The following is a 17,457-nucleotide window of genomic DNA, read 5'->3' as shown; positions in this document are numbered from 1 at the left end:
ATCCTGGAAGTCCTCACTATCCCGAATCCTCTCACCCTTTATTTAACCCTACACCAATCCGCGTCGATGCAATAAACTTCGAGTCTTTCGCGAATGCGGCACAATCGCAATCTTCCCGCTTCATCAGCATGAAGCGCGGCGTTGAAAGCCGTTGCACGCAACAGGCCGTTTATTTAAGTGTAGAAGAAGCAGGATGACCGAGCCCATCACGCGGGCGCCACTCGGACTGGAAGTGACGCCTGAGCGTCGCTGGCCCGTCACGGGCCACCCCATCGCGCTAAAACTCACCACCGCATGGCATGCGGCCGCGCTGGCCGGTTGCGCGATTGCGCCGTCCACATGGCCGTGGTGGCTCACCGGCACAGCCATCAACCATGCTGCGGTCACGCTGGCGGGATTGTGGCCGCGCTCGTCGCTGCTCGGGCCCAACTGGACCCATTTACCGGCGGTCGCCGGCAACGCCAACTGCATCGCGCTGACAATCGACGACGGCCCGGACCCCGAGGTCACGCCACGAGTGCTCGATCTGCTCGATCAATACGCGATTCGCGCCACTTTTTTCTGCATCGGAGAGCGCGCCCGCCGTTATCCGTCGCTCACCCGCGAGATCGTGGCGCGCGGCCACACCATCGAAAACCATTCGTACACGCACCGGCACACGTTTTCAGTTAAAACTCCGGGCGCGTTGGCCAAAGAAGTGGATACGGCGCAGCGAACCTTGATCGAGCTCACCGGCGAACGGCCAACGTTCTTTCGCGCACCGGCCGGACTACGCAATGTGCTGCTGGAACCCGTGCTGCAGAAGCACGATCTGCGGCTGGTGTCCTGGACGAAACGCGGGTTCGACACGCGTGAACCGGATCCGGAGCGAGTACGACAACGTTTGCTTCACAATCTGTCGCCTCGTGACATTTTGCTCGTGCACGATGGTAATGCCGCCACCACGGCGAACGGCCAACCCGTGCTCCTCTGCGCATTGCCGCGTGTGTTTGAAGCCGCCAGACACCAGGGGCTGCGCTTCATTACATTACGAAAATCTTTCACAGAAGAATAAAAATATAAGACGACATTGCTGCGAGAGCGATTTGGTTAGCCATGCACGTTAAATTTCGTCACTACCGACAGGCTCCTCGGATTATTTCCATTCCTGGGCCTATATAATTTGCGCGGCATGCCGTTAACGCACATAACCGAAAACAACTTGACCTTCCTCTGCACATTATCAGGATCCGTAGCGAGATAAGTCTTAACAAGCTTTGACATTTCGCTTCGGCGGGGATCTGAAACTGCTGCAGTCCTCAATATAAGAATACCGTGATGCCCGATTTGCACTGGACCATGCCGGTTGCCCACTGGTCATTCTGGTCCGCTACCTCCGCGCCCATGCCCGACGCAGGTTTTATTGAGCCAATGGTGCGCCGGCGCCTGAGCTCCCTGTCGCGGGTCGCGCTCAAGGTCGCGTACGACTGCGCGGACGGCAAGGAAGCCGTGCGCATGGTATTCGCATCGCGGCACGGGGAACTGCGGCGCACCACCGACATCTTGCGCGCCATCACGGCAGCCGAACCGGTTTCGCCGAACGCCTTCAGTCTTTCGGTACTCAATGCCATGTCCGGAATCTTCGGCATTGCGCGAAGCGACCGCTCGCCCGCCACGGCGATCTCGGCCGGTGCCGAAACACTCGGCTACGCATTGCTCGAAGCTTATGCGCAATACATAACGCAGCCCTCGCCGCCGGTTCTGCTGGTTTATGCCGACGAACCGGCCGATGCCTTGTACGGCAGCGTCGAGGATGAAGTGCAGGAAGGTGCGCTCGCCATCCTGCTCGACGCAGATGCAGCCCAGGGGCAACTGGAATGCACCCTCTGCGGACCCGATGAAGCCGATAAAGCCGGCGGGGCCACCGCGAGCGCGCGCTTCGCCACGCAAAGCGAGGCAATCGCGCACTGCCTCGACTCGCGCCGGGCCGCAACGTGGCAAAGCGCCGGCGCCAACTGGCAATGGAGATGGCATGACCGCGCGGCTTGACTACGGCTGGCGGCTGTTCGCCACGGGCATGAGCTTCGTCGTGTTCGGCATCTGCGGACTGCTCTTCTCGATCCTCGCCTATCCGCTCGCGAGCCTTTGGCCGCATGCCGCCTCACGCCAACGCGCGATCACCGCTGTGATTCACTGGTTCTTTCGCGCGCTGGTTGCAGCGCTGCAGTGGACCGGCGTGATGGAACTCGACGTTGCAGGCGTGGCCCGCCTGCGCGCAAGCGGGCCGGCCATTGTCGTGGCCAATCATCCCACCTATCTTGACGTCATGGTGCTGCTCGCCATGGTGCCGTCGGCCTGCTGCGTCGTGAAAAACGCACACTGGGGCAACCCCTGCTTCTGGGGTATCGTGCGGGCCGCGGGCTATGTGAGCAACGCGGACCCGGTCCAGTTCGTCGAAGACTGTTCGCGCCAGCTCGCGGCGGGCAACACCATCATCATTTTCCCCGAGGGCTCGCGCAGTCCCGCGCCGAACCGCCTGCACGCGTTCTCGCGCGGCTTTGCCTATATCGCGCTGAACGCGGGGGCGCCGATTGTCCCGGTCCTGATGAATTGCGATCCGCCGGCCTTCACCAAGGAGATGCGCTGGTACCACGTACCGGCGCGTCCATTCCGCATCAGTGTCAACGCGCTCGATCCTGTGGGCATCGAACGGCTCGCCATTGACGATGTCCCACCGGCCCTCGCGGCACGCAGCGTGACGAGCGCTATCGAGAAGCACATCACCCAGCACCTGTTCGAATATGGATTCTTTAAAACTTGAGATTAAGCAGCTCCTGATCGAAGCATTCGATCTGGAACACCTGACTCCCGCCGATATCGACGACGATGCGCCGCTCTTCGAGACCGACGGCGTCGGACTGGATTCGATCGACGCGCTGGAGATCGGCATCGTGCTGCGCAAACAGTATCAACTGACCATCGCCGCGGATGACACACGCATGCGCGACCATTTCCGCTGCGTCAGCAGCCTCGCAGCGCTGATTGCCAGTCAGCGGGAAGCAGCAACCGCGGTCAGCGAAACCGCAAGCACAGGGGAGTGAATCGTGACCGAGGCAGAAATTCTGGAGCGCATCCGCGCAATCTTCAAAGAGAACTTTGCCATTGAGCCGGCACGCGTGACGCCGCAAGCACATCTGTTCGAAGAACTCGATCTGGACAGCATCGACGCCGTCGACCTTGCGATCAAGCTGCAGGAAATGACCGGACGCCGGATCAAACCGGAAGAGTTCAAGCAGGTGCGCACGGTCGGCGACGTGATCAGCGCAATCGAGTCGCTGCTTGCGGCTCAGGACTGATGCTGTCCGTGCCCTCGTGCGAACAGGAGACGCCCGGAACGGCAGCGCAAGGCATCCCGCCTCGCGATGACCATGCCGCGCCAGCGGCTGCAACGACTGGCAGCGGCCTGCGCGGCAAAGCCGGCAGCAAGCTCGGTGGCAAATTGCGTGGTCTGCTGGGTATCGCCACGAAGCTTGCCTATCCCCTGGTGATCTTGTGCGCATGGCACTGGGACACCCCGCGCTATATCGGCTGCATGCTGTTCGTTCTGCTCTGGTTGCAGCGCTGGACCGGCACCGGCGCGGTCGCCGAGTCGTTGCGCCGTTTGACGTCGGTCGACTGGTGCGTCGCCGGGGTGCTCAATTGCGCGTCGGTGGCGATTGTGTTGACCAACAGCGAACTGCTGCTGCGGCTCTACCCGTCGCTCGTCAATCTCGGACTGCTGGTGGTGTTCGGCGCTACGCTCGTGCGCGGCCCGTCAATGGTCGAGAAATTCGCCAGACTCCGCAATCCCGACCCGAGTCCTCAAGTGGTGCGCTACACGCGCCGTGTCACTCAGATCTGGTGCGCCTTCTTCATGCTGAATAGCGTGTTCTCTGTTTATACCGCCCTGTGCTGGCGCCGCGACGCATGGTCGCTCTACAACGGCGCGCTCGCCTATGCGCTGATCGGCGTTCTGCTGGCAGGCGAGATTGCATGGCGCCATCTGATCATGCTGCCGAGAGCCGCCCGTTCGGAGGCTTCATGATCGCGTTACACGACCTGCTGGCCGCGGCGCGCGCCGGCCACACGCCGGTGTGCCGCGACGCCGGCGCCGTGCTCGACTTCGCCGGGTTCCGCGCCCGCACGTTGCGCCTCGCCGCGGCACTACAGGCTCAGCCCTTGAAGCGCTACGCGTTGTGCCTCGACGATTCGTTCGATTTCGCCTGCACCCTGTTCGCGCTGCTCGCGTCTGGCAAGGAGCCGGTGATTCCGGCGAATGCCACGCCGGGTTATCTTGCCGATCTGTCGAGCGCCTACGACTGCCTGCTCACCGCTGCGGATCTGGCTGCGCTCGAGCGCAATACCGCACCGCAAGACGCTGCGCACGGCAACTGGGCCATCGATCCAGATGCGCGCCTGACACTCTTCACGTCCGGCAGCAGCGGCGCGCCCAAGCCGGTGCAGAAGACGCTCGCCCAGTTCAACGCTGAAGTCCACACGCTCGAAAGGCAATGGGGAGAAGCGCTCGGCCAGGCAACGATTCTCGCGAGCGTGCCGCATCACCATATCTACGGAATCCTGTTTCGCGTGTTCTGGCCACTGGCGGCCGGACGCGCTTTCGAGCGTAACGTCAGCGCCGACCCACAGGCCATCCAGGCAAGCATCGACCGGTGCGGCGCGACGGTGGTCGTGTCGACGCCAGCGCAACTGTCGCGCTGGCCCGAGCTGCCCAGCTTCGCCACGCTCTCGCCGGCGCCGCTCGCGTTTTTCTCATCCGGCGGGCCGCTCGCGGCTGAAACCGCCAGCCAATACGCCGCGCGTTTCGGCGCAGCGCCCATCGAGGTGTACGGCAGTACCGAAACCGGCGGCATCGCATGGCGCCGGCAGAACGAGTCGGACGCATGGCGGGCCATGCCGGGCATCCTCGTGCAGCGCGCCGAAGACGGCGCGCTATGCGTGCGCTCGCCGCATCTCGGCCACGACGACTGGCACCGCACCGACGACGAAGCCGCCTTCGACAGCGACGGCCGCTTCCGTCTGCTGGGCCGCCTCGACCGGGTGATCAAACTCGACGGCAAGCGTCTGTCGCTCGCGGAACTCGAGACCCGCCTCGCCCAGCATCCGTTTGTCGCCCAGGTTGCGGTGACGCGACTCGCGGGCGCCTCGCGCGAGCGGGCCGGTGCAGTCGTGGTGCTAAGCGAAGCCGGCAACGAAGCGTTGCGCGCCAACGGCCGTGTCGCGCTCGTGAAGATCCTGCGCCGCCACCTCGCCGCCTATTTCGACCTCGTGGTGCTGCCACGTCACTGGCGCTTTCGCCTCGCCTTGCCGTTCGATGCGCGCGGCAAGCTGCCGGCCGCTGCGCTGGCCGCAAGCTTCGAGGTCCGGGCAGACGGTTTCGAATTGCTGGCCGAGGCGCAACAGGGAAGCGAGTTCTACTACGAGCTGCACGTGCCGCGCACCCTCGTCCACTTTGCCGGCCATTTCCCCGGTCTGCCCATCCTGCCGGGGGTCGTGCAGGTCGACTGGGCCATACGGCTCGCCGCAGCTCACGTCGGCGCGGCGGGCACGCTGGAGTCGATCGACCGGCTCAAGTTCATGGCGCCTGTGCCGCCGGGCGCACTGCTCAAGCTGACCTTCTCACACGACGCGTCACGCCAGCGCATCCCGTTCACCTACCGGCTCGGCGAGCGCGACTGCGCCTCGGGTGTGCTCGTCTACCGGGAGGCGGCATGAGTCAAGCCGCCTGCATCGTCATCCCCATCTACAACCACAAGGACGCCATTACGGCGACCGTGGCGAATCTGGCCGTGCACGGCCTGCCGCTTTTTGTGGTCGACGACGGCAGCGACGAGGCAACCCAGCAGGTGCTCGCCGCGCTGGCGCAGCAACACGCGCACCAGCTCACGCTATTGCGCCTGCCGGTCAACGGCGGCAAGGGCGCCGCCGTCATGGCCGGTCTGCGCGCCGCACGCGCGGCCGGCTACACGCACGCCCTGCAGATCGACGCCGACGGCCAGCACGACGCCACCGACGTGCCGCGTTTTCTCGACGCGTCGCATGCCAATCCGCGCGCGGTCATTCTCGGCAGCCCGGTCTACGACGCAAGCGTGCCGAAGTCGAGACTCTATGGGCGCTATCTGACCCACGTCTGGGTCTGGATCGAAACGCTCTCGTTCGCGATTCGAGACTCGATGTGCGGCTTCCGTCTTTATCCGCTCGAGATCGCCTGCGCGCTGATCGACACGGTAAAGCTGGGCACGCGCATGGACTTCGACATCGAAATCCTCGTGCGCCTGCACTGGCGTCGCGTGGAGTTCATCGCGATTCCCACCCCCGTCACCTACGCGGCCGATGGCGTGTCCCATTTCGACGTGCTTTGGGACAACGTGCGCATCAGCCGCACCCATACGCGGCTCGTCGCCGGGATGCTGTTGCGGCTGCCGTTGCTCCTGCTGCACAAGCTGACGCCACGGCGCACAGCCCGCTCCGCCAACGAAGGCGGGGCGCCCTGGTGGCGTATGGCGGAGCGCGGCAGCCGCCTGGGCATGACGCTGCTCGCACTCGGTTGCAAGACAATCGGCCCGCGCCTCACCTCGTGGTGGCTGCATCCGATCGTCGCGTATTTCCTGCTCACGGGACGTCCTGCGCGCGATGCCTCGCGGCGTTACTTCGAGCAGCTCGGGCAAGCTTCGGCGCAGCGGGACACGCCGCGTCCGGGCTGGCTCTCCGCCTACCGGCACATGCTCGCGTTCGCGCAGTCGGGTTTCGACAAGCTGACGGCCTGGTCGGGTCACGTCGAACCGGCCGAGGTCTGCTTCCACGATACCGGCACACTTGACGCCCTGCTCGCGAGCGGCCGCGGCGCACTCGTGATCGGCTCGCATCTGGGCAACCTGGAAATGGCGCGGGCACTTGCGGTGAGGGGCGCGCAAGCGAAGGTGACCGCCGTCGTCTACACCGAGCATGCGCGCCGCTTCAACAGCGTACTGGCGTCGGCGAACCGCGATTTCTCGCAACACCTGCTCGAAGTCAACGACTTCGGTCCAGAGACCGCGATGATGATGCAGGAGCGCATCGCCCGCGGCGAGCTGCTGGTGATCGTGGGCGACCGCACGCCGGCGCACGAATCGGGCAGAACAACCAGCGCGCAGTTTCTGGGCGCGCAGGCGCCGTTCGCTCAGGGTCCCTACGTGCTTGCGCATGCCCTCGCGTGTCCCGTCTACCTGTTCTTCTGTCTGAAAGAGCAGGGTAGCTACCGGCTGTATTTCGAGCCGTTCGCCGAGCGTATCGAATTGCCGCGCCGCGAACGCGAGCGGCATATCTCGACGTGGGCGCAACGGTATGCAACGCGTCTTGAGCACTATTGCCGCAAGGCGCCTTATCAATGGTTCAACTTTTTCGATTTCTGGGCGCGCCCCAGCGGAGGCGTAGATGGCCGAAAGTGATCTGACTGAGGACGTGCGCCAGCCGGCGCGCGCCGGCACCCATGCCATCACAATAGGCGGCCGGCGGCTCACGATCGAAGAGGTGGTGGCGATTGCACGGCAACGCACACCCGTCGCTCTCAGCACCGATCCGGCGTGGCGAGCACGTATCGCCCGCGGCGCCGATTTTCTGCGCCGCCATCTCGCCGCGGGCGCCACCGTCTACGGCGTCAATACCGGCTATGGCGACGCCTGCGTGGTCGACGTGCCGATGGAACTGGTCGAAGCACTGCCGCTTCAGCTCACCCGCTATCACGGTTGCGGCATGGGCCGGCATCTCGACAACGCAGAGACGCTGGCCGTGATCGCCGCGCGGCTCAATTCGCTCGCCTACGGCTATTCCGGCGTGCGGCCCGTGCTGCTCGAACGTGTCGCGGATCTGATCAACCATCAGGTGCTGCCGCTGATTCCCGCCGAGGGATCGGTGGGCGCGAGCGGCGACCTCACCCCGCTGTCGTATGTCGCGGCGGCGCTGGTGGGCGAGCGCGACGTGCTGTTTCGCGGCGAGTTGCGCGAGGCGCGGGAAGTCTGGGCCGAGCTCGGGCATGCGCCGCTGACGCTCGCGCCCAAAGAGGGTCTGGCGCTGATGAACGGCACTGCGGTGATGACAGGTCTCGCATGTCTCGCCTTTGCGCGGGCCGCTCATCTCGCACGCGTGGCCGCACGGCTTACCGCCCTGTCGACCATCGCGCTCGACGGCCGGGCCGCGCATTTCGACCCGTTGCTGTTCGAAGCCAAGCCGCACGCCGGCCAGGCCGAAGCCGCCGCGTGGATTCGCGCTGACCTCGCCGGACGCGCCGACACCCCTGGCCACCGTCTGCAGGACCGCTATTCGATCCGTTGCGCACCGCACGTGATCGGCGTGGCGTGCGACGCGCTTGACTGGATGCGGCGCGATATCGAGAACGAGCTGAACAGCGCCAACGACAATCCGCTGATCGACCCGGACGGCGAACGCGTGCTGCACGGCGGCAACTTCTATGGCGGCCACATTGCCTTCGCGATGGACGCGTTGAAGACCGCCGTGGCCAATCTCGCCGATCTGATGGATCGCCAACTGGCGCTCCTCGTCGACGACAAGTTCAACAACGGACTGCCGCGCAATCTCTCCGGGGCCACCTCGGTGCGTGCGCCGATCAATCACGGCTTCAAGGCCGTGCAAATTTCGTCGTCTGCCTGGACGGCAGAGGCACTCAAGCAAACCATGCCTGCGAGCGTCTTCTCGCGCTCCACCGAAGCGCACAATCAGGACAAGGTCAGCATGGGCACGATCGCCGCACGCGATTGCCTTCGCGTGCTGGAGCTCACGGAGCAGGTTGCCGCTGCGCATACCCTCGCCACCGTACAAGCCGCGCGACTGCGCATGCGCATCAACGACGCCACGTTCCTCCCGCCACCCCTGCAGGCGTTTATGCAAAGCGTGAGCGCGGACTCGCCGTTCGTCGACGAAGACCGTGCGCTCGAAGCGGACCTGCGCGCGCTGACCGCGCGCATTGCGGCCTGCGAACTGCTCGGGCAGCACGGCGGGGAAACGCAATGAGCGACCCGCGCAAGGTGCTGACGGCCAGCGCGGCCGTCGAGGTGCCGTTTCACGACGTCGATGCGATGAACGTGTGCTGGCACGGCCACTACCTGAAGTATTTCGAGGTGGGCCGCGCGGCGCTGCTGCGGGCATTCGACTACGACTATCGCGAGATGCAGGCATCGGGCTATCTGTGGCCGGTTGTCGAGGCGCATTTGAAGTATGTGCGCCCCGCGGTGTACGGCCAACGGCTCGAAGTGCGCGCACAACTGCTGGAATACGAAAATCGCCTGAAGATCGGCTATGAAATCGTGGATGAGGCCTCAGGCACCCGGCTCACCAAGGGCCACACGATCCAGGTCGCCGTAAGCGCGGCCACCCAGGAACTGCAGTTCGTCTCGCCGCCGGTCGTGTTCGAGAAGCTGGAGCGCGTATGGGCGGGCTGAAGCTGCGCATCGCCATGGTTGCGGCAAGCGTCGCGCTGCAGGCACTCGCGCCAGCGGCGCATGCCGCGTCCACGTCTGTGCGCACATCCGCTGAAGCATCCGGATCTGCGCAGAACGCGGGGCTGGTGTCGCAGATCGCCGCCCAGTTGGGACGGGCGAGCGGCATTCGCGCACACTTCACGCAAACGCAAATACGCGCCGCGCTAAAACAACCGCTCGTCAGTTCAGGATCGCTGCTGCTCGCGCGCGGACGCGGCGTCATCTGGCGCATCGAGACACCGTACCAGGCCACCTATCTGATTACCGATGCGGGCGTGAGCGAAATCGACGCAGCCGGTCAGCGCGTCGGAGGCGCGAGCCCCCACGGTGCGCGCGGCGTCGCCGAGGTATCGCGGATGATGCGCGCGATGCTCGGCGGCGATCTTTCGGCGCTCTATTCTCAATTCGACGTGCAAGCCAGCGGCACGCCGGCGCAATGGCGCATGCAGCTCACACCGAACCAGCCGCAGCTCGCCCAGGCAATCAAGGGCTTGCAGATGAGCGGCGGCAGCTACTTGCGCACCCTGCACATCACGCTCACGAACGGCGACGTCACCACGCTGGACTTCTCGGATACCGCCACGGTGACTGATCTGACGTCTGCCGAGCAGCAGCTTTTCGGAGCGCCCTAATGGACGCGGCACAGGTGCGAGGCTCGAAACCGGCATGGGGCATGCGTGCCGCGTGGCTCGTGTTCGCCCTATCGGCCGCGCTTTACTGCGTGTGGCGCTTCGCCGGTCCGTCGCCGCTGCAGACCAATCTGCTCGCCCTGTTGCCGGCCACCGAGGCGGATCCGGTCGCTGAAGAAGCGGTCGACAGGCTCGCGGCCACGCTCGGCGACCGGACCGTGTTCCTCGTGACGAGCGACAACGCGACTCACGCCAAGGCTGCGGCAAAGCAGCTAGGCGCGGCGCTGTCGGCGAGCGGCGCGTTCCGCTCCGTGACCACGACGTTGCCGCCGTTCGACCTGTCACAGATCGGCGGCCTGTACATGCCGTACCGGTTCGGCCTGCTCACGCCGGCCGACCGTGCGCTGCTGACAGACGGTTCGAACGGTCCAGCGACGCTACGCAACGCGCTCATGCGCCGCCTCTACGCACCGGCCGAAGGCGGTCTTGCCACCGCGCTCGCCGACGATCCATTCGGCTGGCTCGAGCACTGGCTAGGCGGCCTGCCGCTTGCCACCTCCAATCTGGAGATCGAAGACAGCCTGCTGGTTTCCCATCGCGGCGCGGCCACCAGCGTACTGGTGATGGCAAGCCTGCCGGGCTCCGCGTACGAAACGCAAACCCAACGCGCCGTCCTCGCTGCAGTGGGGCACAGCGAAGCGAGTCTCAAGCAGGCGTTCCCCGACGTCACGCTCGCCAGAACCGGAGCCGTTTTCTACGCGCAAGCAGCGCGCAGCGCCTCCGAACACGAAATGCATGCGATCGGCGTCGTGTCGATCTGCGGCATCGCATTGTTGATGCTGTGGATCTTCCGTTCGCCGCGGCTATTGCTGCTGGGCTTCGTTTCCACCGCGCTCGGCATTGTCGGCGCTCTTGCATTCACCCTGCTCGTCTTCGGCAAGCTACACCTGTTGACGCTCGTGTTCGGCGCAAGCCTGATCGGCGAAGCGGTCGACTACTCGATCCAGTATTTCGTCGTCTATCTGGGCGCGCGCGACGGTTGGGATTCGCGGCGCGGCGCCCGTGCGGTCGCACCGGCGCTCTCGGTTGCCCTCGCCACGAGCCTGCTTGGCTACGCGATCCTCGCGTGCGCGCCGTTTCCCGCGCTCAAGCAGATCGCGTGCTTCGCGGTGGCGGGCATTTCGATTGCTTTCGCCTCGGTTCTCCTGCTGTTGCCGACCCTGCTCACGCGAGCGCCGGCGCGCAGCCCGCAATACCTGTTCAAGGCGGCGGGACGCATGCTGCAAACGTGGCGGGCGTTGATCGGCGGCCGCCGTGCAATCTGGGTGAGCGCAGCGCTGCTGATCGCAGCCGCACCCGGCTGGCTGCAATTGCGAAGCGATGACGATATCCACCTGCTGATCCAGCGTGACCCTGCGCTCGTGGCACAGGAGCGCGAGGTGACCCGCGCGGTGGGCGTGGACAACACGGCCCAGTTTTTCGTGGTGCGCGGTGAGACGCCGGAGATCGTGCTGGAGCGCGCCGAAGCGCTCGGCGCGAGGCTTGACGCACTCGGCGGCGCCGCAAAGGTGGGTAGCTGGCAATCGGTGACGTCATTCGTGCCGTCCGCGAAGCAGCAACGCGCCGACCGCGCGCTGCTCGCCGCCCACGTCTTCAATGACCCCGTCGTCCTGCGCGCGATGCTGCTGCAGGCCGGCTTTCGCGACAACGTCGCCGACGCGTGGCTCGCGGACTATGCCGGCTCGTCGGCCTCACGGCTGACGATCGACCGCTGGCTTGCCGCGCCCTGGTCGCAGCCGTTCCGCCATCTGTGGCTCGGCGCGACGTCCACGACACCCCGCGCCTTTGCCGCCGTGGTCATTCCGCAAAGCGTGACGCCGGCCAACGAGCCTGCGCTGCTCGACGCCGCGCGTGCGGTACCCGGGGTCAGCTTCGTCGACAAGGCTGCGAGCGTGTCGAAGCTCTTCGGCGAATATCGTGTCGACAGCAGCATCTGGCTTGCGGGCGCGCTACTGCTGGTGCTGATCCTGCTGATGCTGCGCTACCGGCCGCGCGGCGGCCTCGCTGTCACGCTGCCCGTGCTGCTCGCCGTGGCCGTCACGCTCGCCGCATTCGGCTACGCGCATATCCCGTTCACGCTGTTCAACTGGCTCGCGCTGATGCTCGTGCTCGGCGTGGGCGCGAACTATGCCGTGTTCCTGCGCGAGGGCACCTTGCGAGCGGACGCGGACCCCGGCGCCGTGTGGACCGGTGTGCTGCTGTCGTCCCTCACGACCCTGCTGTCGTTCGGCATGCTCGGGATGAGTTCGATGCCGGCCTTGCGCAGCTTCGGCGCGACGCTGTCGATCGGCATTCTGGTGTCCGTGCTGCTCGCGCCGATCGGCATTCCATCGAAACAGCAATCATCTTGCGTGGGACAGGAGTAATGGTGTGAGCACCTCACGTGTTTATCTGCATGCGCTCGGTATGATCAACGCACTCGGCAACGACGTGCCGTCGATTGTCGCCGCGCTGGCCGACGGCCAGGCTCCCGGCATGGGCGCGCTGCAAACCCGCCGCGGCGAGGCATTCGTCGGCCGGGTCATGGCGCCGCTCGAGCATGCGCCGGCCGCCGCGCTCGCACATTACGACTGCCGCAACAACCGTTTGCTGCTGGCCGCCCTCGCGCAGATCAGACCCGCTATCGAAGCAGCGCGCGAACGCTACGGCGCCCGTCGCATTGGCGTGGTGCTCGGCACCAGCACGTCGGGCATCAGCGCAGCCGAAGCCGCGCTCGCACAACACGCCGAAGCGGGCAGTTTGCCGGCCGGGTTCGACTACCGCCAGATGGAAATCGGCACGGCCGCGCCATTCGCCGCGGCAGCGCTCGATATCCAGGGGCCGGCCTTCACGGTCTCGACGGCATGCACGTCGGGGGCGAAAGCCATTATCTCGGCGCGCCGGCTGCTGGATCTGGGTCTCTGCGATGCGGTGGTGGCCGGCGGAGTCGATTCGCTATGTGAACTGACCTTGCAGGGTTTCGCCTCGATCGAATCGACCAGCGTGACGCGCATGAATCCGATGAGCCGCAACCGCTGCGGCATCAACATCGGCGAAGGCGCGGCCGTGTTCCTGATGAGCCGCGACGAAGGACCGGTTGTGCTGGCAGGCGCCGGCGAATCCAGCGACGCGCATCACATTTCCGCGCCCGATCCGCACGGCGTCGGCGGCGAGCACGCCTTGCGCGGCGCACTCCAGGATGCGGGCGTAGCGCCTGCATCGATCGGCTATGTCAACCTGCATGCAACCGCTACGCGCAAAAACGACCAGATGGAAGCGCATCTGATGTCGCGCGTCTTCCCCGGCGGGGTCGCAGCAAGCGGCACCAAACCGTTGACGGGACATCAACTCGGCGCGGCAGGCGCAAACGAGCTCGGTTTCGCCTGGCTCACGCTCGCCCGCGACGATGTCGCCTTGCCGCGTCACCTCTGGGACCGCGAAGCCGACGCCGAATTGCCGGCGCTCGACCTCGTTGAAACTGAGCGGTATTTGCCGCGCCACGCCGGTGCGCAATACGTCATGAGCAATTCGTTCGCGTTCGGCGGCAGCAACGTCAGCGTGATTCTCGGCCGGTGAGCCTCCCATGATCCAGTCCATTCAATCCAGTCCGGATTTCGAAGCGCAACGCTTTCCGTCTATCGAGGAAATTCTGCCGCATCGCGGGACCATGCTCTTGCTCGACTCGGTCGTTGCGTGCGCAGAGGAGTCGCTGACGGCCCAGGCACGCGTCCTGGGCGATGCGTGGTACGCCGACGCCGAAGGTGCGATGCCCGCATGGATCGGCATCGAACTGATGGCACAGGCGATTGCAGCGCACGTTGGGCTGCTCGCGATGCGCGCGGGCAACACGGCGCGCCCCGGCGTGCTGCTCGGCTCGCGCCGCTACGAGATGCATACACCTGCATTTGCGCGCGACGCGCTGCTGCAAATCGAAATCAAAGAGCTATTGCGTAGCGAAGAAGGTCACGGCGCTTACGAGTGCGTCATTCAACACGATGGCGTGGTGGCGGCCGAGGCGGTGATCAAGGTTTTTCAGCCACGCGATTTTCAGACATTTATCGAAGAGGGTTTCAGGTCATGAGCAGGCGTGTTCTCATTACCGGCGCGAGCCGTGGAATCGGCCGCGCAATCGCCTATCAACTGGCGGCTGACGGCTTTGCGGTGACCGTCCACTGCCGTACCGGGCGCAGCGAAGCCGAAGCGGTGACGGCGGGCATCGCGGCGCAAGGCGGAACGGCCAGCGTCTTGCAGTTCGATGTGCGCGATCGCGCCGCGTGCCGTGCCGCACTCGAGGCCGATGTCCTGGCCCACGGCGCCTACTACGGCATTGTCTGCTGCGCAGGCGTGACCCGCGATGCAGCCTTTCCGGCGCTCACCGACGAAGACTGGGACATCGTGATCGAGACCGGTCTCGACGCGTTCTACAACGTCGTGCACCCGCTCACCATGCCGATGGTCCGCGCCCGCCAGGGCGGCCGGATCGTGACCGTCGCGTCGGTTTCCGGGGTGACCGGCAATCGCGGCCAGGTCAACTACAGCGCGGCAAAGGCCGGCCTGATCGGCGCGACCAAGGCGCTCGCCGTCGAACTCGCGACCCGCAACATCACCGTCAACAGCGTGGCGCCGGGCCTGATCGATACCGGCATGCTCGACGAGGTGCCGCTCGAACACGCGTTGAAGGCGGTGCCGATGAACCGCGTTGGACAGCCCGTCGAAGTAGCCGCGGTGGTCGGCTTCCTGATGTCGGATGCGGCGTCCTATATCACGCGGCAAGTGATCGGCGTCAACGGCGGGATGGTGTGATGAAGCGCGTCGTCATTACCGGAATGGGCGGCGTATCGGCGCTCGGCAATCATTGGGACGAAGTCGAAGCGGGCCTGAAACGCGGCCGCAATGCGGTGCAGCGCATTCACGAATGGGACTACTTCGAATCGCTGCATACGCGGCTTGCGTGTCCGTTGCCGGAATTCGTCACGCCCGGGCACTATCCGCGCAAGAAGACCCGCTCGATGGGCCCCGTCTCGAAGTATGCGGTGCGGGCCAGCGAACTGGCGTTGACCGATGCCGGCCTGCTCGACGATCCGTCAATCGGCGACGGGCGCATGGGCGTCGCGTACGGATCGTCGTCCGGCTCCGTCGAGCCGATCCGCGCGTTCGGAAAAATGCTCGATACCGGTTCGATGAGCGACGTGACCTCGAACAGCTACGTGCAGATGATGCCGCACACCACAGCGGTCAATGTCAGCCTGTTCTGGGATCTGAAAGGCCGGATCATACCCACCTCCTGCGCCTGCGCGTCGGGCAGCCAGGCCATTGGCTACGCATACGAAGCGATCGCCCAGGGCAAGCAGACCCTGATGCTGGCCGGCGGAGCAGAGGAGCTGTCGGGGCCGGCGGTCGCCGTGTTCGACACGCTCTACGCAACCAGCACGCGCAACGATGAACCCCACCTGACGCCGCGGCCTTTCGATGCCGCACGCGACGGTCTCGTGGTCGGCGAAGGCGCGGCGACGCTCGTGCTCGAAGAGTATGAACATGCGGTCGCCCGCGGAGCGCGGATTCACGCGGAAATTGTCGGCTTCGGCTGCAATTCGGATGGTGCGCACATGACCCAGCCGACCGCCGAAACCATGGCGGTCGCCATGCGGCTTGCACTGCAAGACGCCGCACTGCCGCCGGAGTCGATTGCCTATGTCAATGCACACGGCACCTCCACGGATCTCGGCGACGTGGCGGAAAGCCGCGCTACCGCACAGATCTTCGGCTCGCGCATGCCGATCAGCTCGCTGAAGAGCTACATCGGCCATACGCTCGGCGCGTGCGGCGCCATTGAAGCGTGGTGGACCATCGAGATGATGAAGCGCAACTGGTTCTCGCCAACGCTGAATCTGACCCATGTCGATCCGGCGTGTGCAGAGCTTGACTACATTGTCGGCGAGGCCCGCACGCTCGAGGCCGAATACGTGATGAGCAACAATTTCGCGTTCGGCGGCATCAATACCTCGCTGATCTTCAGGCGCGCCGGATGAGCCAGGCAGCACATACCGCAGGCGGCCTGCGCCGCGTCGTCGTGACGGGCATGGGTCTCGTGTCCTGTCTCGGCAACACGCTCGACGGCGTGTCGGCGCGACTGCGCGCCGGACGCTCGGGCATCTCGCGCATCGAGGCATGGCGCGAGCGCGGTTTCGCGAGCCAGGTGGCGGGCGTCGCTTCGGTGGCCGACGAAGCGCCGTTCGCGCGCAAGCTCGAACGCTTCATGGGCGACACCGCACGCTTTGCGTGTCACGCGGTTCGCAGCGCACTCGACGATGCCGGTCTCGACCCCGCTGCCTTGCATTCGCCGGCGGCGGGCGCGGTGATCGGCTCGGGGGTCGGGACGATGTCGGCTTACGACGTCGCCATGGAAATCGCCGGGGCACGCGGAGTCGATCGGGTTCCCCCTTACATCGTGCCGCAGGCGATGGGCAGCACGACCTCCGCCAATGTCGCGCACGTGTTCGGGCTGGAAGGCGCGACGTACTCGCCGTCGTCAGCATGTACGACCTCGGCGCTCGCAATCGGCCAGGCTATGCAGCTGATCCAGACCGGCCGTCAGCAGATCGTCCTCGCAGGCGGCAGCGAAGCGCTGCACGACAACATGACGCTGATGTTCGACGCCATGGGCGCCCTGTCACGACGTTTCAACGATGCACCCGGGCACGCGTCGCGTCCCTACGATGTCGCACGTGACGGCTTTGTGATGGCCTCGGGCGCGGGTGTGTTGCTGCTCGAATCGCTCGACCACGCGCTGGCGCGGGGAGCACGTATTCATGCGGAGCTGATTGGTTTCGGACATTGCACCGACGGTGCAGACATGGTGGCGCCGCGTGCACCGGGCATTGCCCGCGCCATGCGCGAGGCGCTCGACGAAGCGAAGGTGCGTCCCGACTATATCAACACGCACGCGCCTTCGACGCCGCGCGGTGATCTCGAAGAACTGCACGCGCTCGCCGGGATATTCGGCAAGGAAGTGCCGCCGTTTTCGTCGACCAAAGGTTTGACCGGCCATCCGCTCGGCGCATGCGGCGCACACGAAGCCATCTACACCCTGTTGATGATGAGGGATGGCTATTTCGCGGGGACCAGCGGCATTGAGACGCTTGATCCCGCGGTAGCGGAGCTGCCGCTCGTGCGCACGTCGCGCGAGGCGCGCATCGACGCGGCCATGTCGGTTTCATTCGGGTTCGGCGGCAGTTGCGCGAGCCTGATGTTTCGCGCCTGGAAGGGCGCATGACGTTTCT

Annotated in this window: 17 protein-coding genes; all 17 read left to right on the top strand. The window is 65.4% G+C overall.

All coding sequences use genetic code 11. The annotated features are described in order from the left end of the window. Positions 1-193: 193 nt before the first annotated feature. The 17 genes from FFS45_RS30995 (at position 194) to FFS45_RS30915 (ending at position 17,450) form a co-directional block, all read left to right on the top strand. Positions 194-1,054, top strand: coding sequence for a polysaccharide deacetylase family protein (locus tag FFS45_RS30995; protein WP_137958474.1), 861 nt, complete (start codon positions 194-196; stop codon positions 1,052-1,054). 263 nt (positions 1,055-1,317) lie between these two features. Next, positions 1,318-2,028: a beta-ketoacyl synthase chain length factor gene (locus tag FFS45_RS30990; protein WP_137958455.1), complete on the top strand. Its 711-nt coding sequence runs from the start codon at positions 1,318-1,320 to the stop codon at positions 2,026-2,028. Next, complete coding sequence (locus FFS45_RS30985) at positions 2,012-2,800, top strand: 1-acyl-sn-glycerol-3-phosphate acyltransferase (protein ID WP_137958454.1); 789 nt, start codon at positions 2,012-2,014, stop codon at positions 2,798-2,800. The genes FFS45_RS30990 and FFS45_RS30985 overlap by 17 nt, the downstream gene beginning before the upstream one ends. Next, positions 2,781-3,080, top strand: coding sequence for a phosphopantetheine-binding protein (locus tag FFS45_RS30980; protein ID WP_137958453.1), 300 nt, complete (start codon positions 2,781-2,783; stop codon positions 3,078-3,080). The genes FFS45_RS30985 and FFS45_RS30980 overlap by 20 nt, the downstream gene beginning before the upstream one ends. 3 nt (positions 3,081-3,083) lie before the next feature. Continuing rightward, positions 3,084-3,335: an acyl carrier protein gene (locus FFS45_RS30975; RefSeq protein ID WP_137958452.1), complete on the top strand. Its 252-nt coding sequence runs from the start codon at positions 3,084-3,086 to the stop codon at positions 3,333-3,335. Beyond that, positions 3,335-4,063 (top strand): hypothetical protein, encoded by a 729-nt coding sequence (locus tag FFS45_RS30970; RefSeq protein ID WP_249363002.1) that lies wholly within the window; start codon positions 3,335-3,337, stop codon positions 4,061-4,063. The genes FFS45_RS30975 and FFS45_RS30970 overlap by 1 nt, the downstream gene beginning before the upstream one ends. Then, positions 4,060-5,751 carry an AMP-binding protein gene (locus FFS45_RS30965; protein WP_137958451.1) on the top strand — a complete coding sequence of 564 codons (1,692 nt, stop codon included), beginning with the start codon at positions 4,060-4,062 and terminating at the stop codon, positions 5,749-5,751. Before FFS45_RS30970 ends, FFS45_RS30965 begins: the two co-directional genes overlap by 4 nt. Next, complete coding sequence (locus FFS45_RS30960; protein WP_137958450.1) at positions 5,748-7,463, top strand: glycosyltransferase family 2 protein; 1,716 nt, start codon at positions 5,748-5,750, stop codon at positions 7,461-7,463. The genes FFS45_RS30965 and FFS45_RS30960 overlap by 4 nt, the downstream gene beginning before the upstream one ends. Beyond that, complete coding sequence (locus FFS45_RS30955) at positions 7,450-9,042, top strand: aromatic amino acid ammonia-lyase (RefSeq protein WP_137958449.1); 1,593 nt, start codon at positions 7,450-7,452, stop codon at positions 9,040-9,042. Before FFS45_RS30960 ends, FFS45_RS30955 begins: the two co-directional genes overlap by 14 nt. After that, positions 9,039-9,470 carry a thioesterase family protein gene (locus FFS45_RS30950; protein WP_137958448.1) on the top strand — a complete coding sequence of 144 codons (432 nt, stop codon included), beginning with the start codon at positions 9,039-9,041 and terminating at the stop codon, positions 9,468-9,470. The genes FFS45_RS30955 and FFS45_RS30950 overlap by 4 nt, the downstream gene beginning before the upstream one ends. After that, positions 9,458-10,141 (top strand): outer membrane lipoprotein carrier protein LolA, encoded by a 684-nt coding sequence (locus FFS45_RS30945; protein ID WP_137958447.1) that lies wholly within the window; start codon positions 9,458-9,460, stop codon positions 10,139-10,141. The genes FFS45_RS30950 and FFS45_RS30945 overlap by 13 nt, the downstream gene beginning before the upstream one ends. Further along, positions 10,141-12,564, top strand: coding sequence for an MMPL family transporter (locus tag FFS45_RS30940; protein WP_137958446.1), 2,424 nt, complete (start codon positions 10,141-10,143; stop codon positions 12,562-12,564). The genes FFS45_RS30945 and FFS45_RS30940 overlap by 1 nt, the downstream gene beginning before the upstream one ends. A gap of 4 nt (positions 12,565-12,568) precedes the next feature. Then, positions 12,569-13,753, top strand: coding sequence for a beta-ketoacyl-[acyl-carrier-protein] synthase family protein (locus FFS45_RS30935; protein WP_137958445.1), 1,185 nt, complete (start codon positions 12,569-12,571; stop codon positions 13,751-13,753). A 7-nt stretch (positions 13,754-13,760) separates the two neighbouring features. Continuing rightward, the gene (locus tag FFS45_RS30930; protein WP_171029798.1) at positions 13,761-14,258 is read left to right on the top strand and encodes a hotdog family protein; all 498 of its coding nucleotides are present in this window, start codon (positions 13,761-13,763) and stop codon (positions 14,256-14,258) included. Continuing rightward, positions 14,255-14,980 carry a 3-ketoacyl-ACP reductase FabG2 gene (locus FFS45_RS30925; protein WP_137958444.1) on the top strand — a complete coding sequence of 242 codons (726 nt, stop codon included), beginning with the start codon at positions 14,255-14,257 and terminating at the stop codon, positions 14,978-14,980. Before FFS45_RS30930 ends, FFS45_RS30925 begins: the two co-directional genes overlap by 4 nt. Further along, positions 14,980-16,206: a beta-ketoacyl-ACP synthase gene (locus FFS45_RS30920; RefSeq protein WP_137958443.1), complete on the top strand. Its 1,227-nt coding sequence runs from the start codon at positions 14,980-14,982 to the stop codon at positions 16,204-16,206. Before FFS45_RS30925 ends, FFS45_RS30920 begins: the two co-directional genes overlap by 1 nt. After that, entirely contained in the window at positions 16,203-17,450 is a 1,248-nt protein-coding gene (locus tag FFS45_RS30915) for a beta-ketoacyl synthase N-terminal-like domain-containing protein (protein WP_137958442.1), read from the top strand. Before FFS45_RS30920 ends, FFS45_RS30915 begins: the two co-directional genes overlap by 4 nt. Positions 17,451-17,457 lie beyond the last annotated feature (7 nt).

This window comes from Burkholderia sp. 4M9327F10 (assembly GCF_005503145.1).
Lineage (GTDB): Bacteria > Pseudomonadota > Gammaproteobacteria > Burkholderiales > Burkholderiaceae > Paraburkholderia.
The sequence above is the reverse complement of the archived record's forward strand: the minus strand, read 5'-3'. Positions and strand labels throughout refer to the sequence as shown.

Bases quoted from the DNA above. Each gene is read 5' to 3' on its own strand.
- FFS45_RS30955 (WP_137958449.1), top strand. From the start codon at position 7,450: ATGGCCGAAAGTGATCTGACTGAGGACGTGCGCCAGCCGGCGCGCGCC.
- FFS45_RS30995 (WP_137958474.1), top strand. From the start codon at position 194: ATGACCGAGCCCATCACGCGGGCGCCACTCGGACTGGAAGTGACGCCT.
- FFS45_RS30980 (WP_137958453.1), top strand. From the start codon at position 2,781: ATGGATTCTTTAAAACTTGAGATTAAGCAGCTCCTGATCGAAGCATTC.
- FFS45_RS30950 (WP_137958448.1), top strand. From the start codon at position 9,039: ATGAGCGACCCGCGCAAGGTGCTGACGGCCAGCGCGGCCGTCGAGGTG.
- FFS45_RS30965 (WP_137958451.1), top strand. From the start codon at position 4,060: ATGATCGCGTTACACGACCTGCTGGCCGCGGCGCGCGCCGGCCACACG.
- FFS45_RS30930 (WP_171029798.1), top strand. From the start codon at position 13,761: ATGATCCAGTCCATTCAATCCAGTCCGGATTTCGAAGCGCAACGCTTT.
- FFS45_RS30970 (WP_249363002.1), top strand. From the start codon at position 3,335: ATGCTGTCCGTGCCCTCGTGCGAACAGGAGACGCCCGGAACGGCAGCG.
- FFS45_RS30985 (WP_137958454.1), top strand. From the start codon at position 2,012: ATGACCGCGCGGCTTGACTACGGCTGGCGGCTGTTCGCCACGGGCATG.
- FFS45_RS30920 (WP_137958443.1), top strand. From the start codon at position 14,980: ATGAAGCGCGTCGTCATTACCGGAATGGGCGGCGTATCGGCGCTCGGC.
- FFS45_RS30925 (WP_137958444.1), top strand. From the start codon at position 14,255: ATGAGCAGGCGTGTTCTCATTACCGGCGCGAGCCGTGGAATCGGCCGC.
- FFS45_RS30940 (WP_137958446.1), top strand. From the start codon at position 10,141: ATGGACGCGGCACAGGTGCGAGGCTCGAAACCGGCATGGGGCATGCGT.
- FFS45_RS30945 (WP_137958447.1), top strand. From the start codon at position 9,458: ATGGGCGGGCTGAAGCTGCGCATCGCCATGGTTGCGGCAAGCGTCGCG.
- FFS45_RS30960 (WP_137958450.1), top strand. From the start codon at position 5,748: ATGAGTCAAGCCGCCTGCATCGTCATCCCCATCTACAACCACAAGGAC.
- FFS45_RS30990 (WP_137958455.1), top strand. From the start codon at position 1,318: ATGCCCGATTTGCACTGGACCATGCCGGTTGCCCACTGGTCATTCTGG.
- FFS45_RS30915 (WP_137958442.1), top strand. From the start codon at position 16,203: ATGAGCCAGGCAGCACATACCGCAGGCGGCCTGCGCCGCGTCGTCGTG.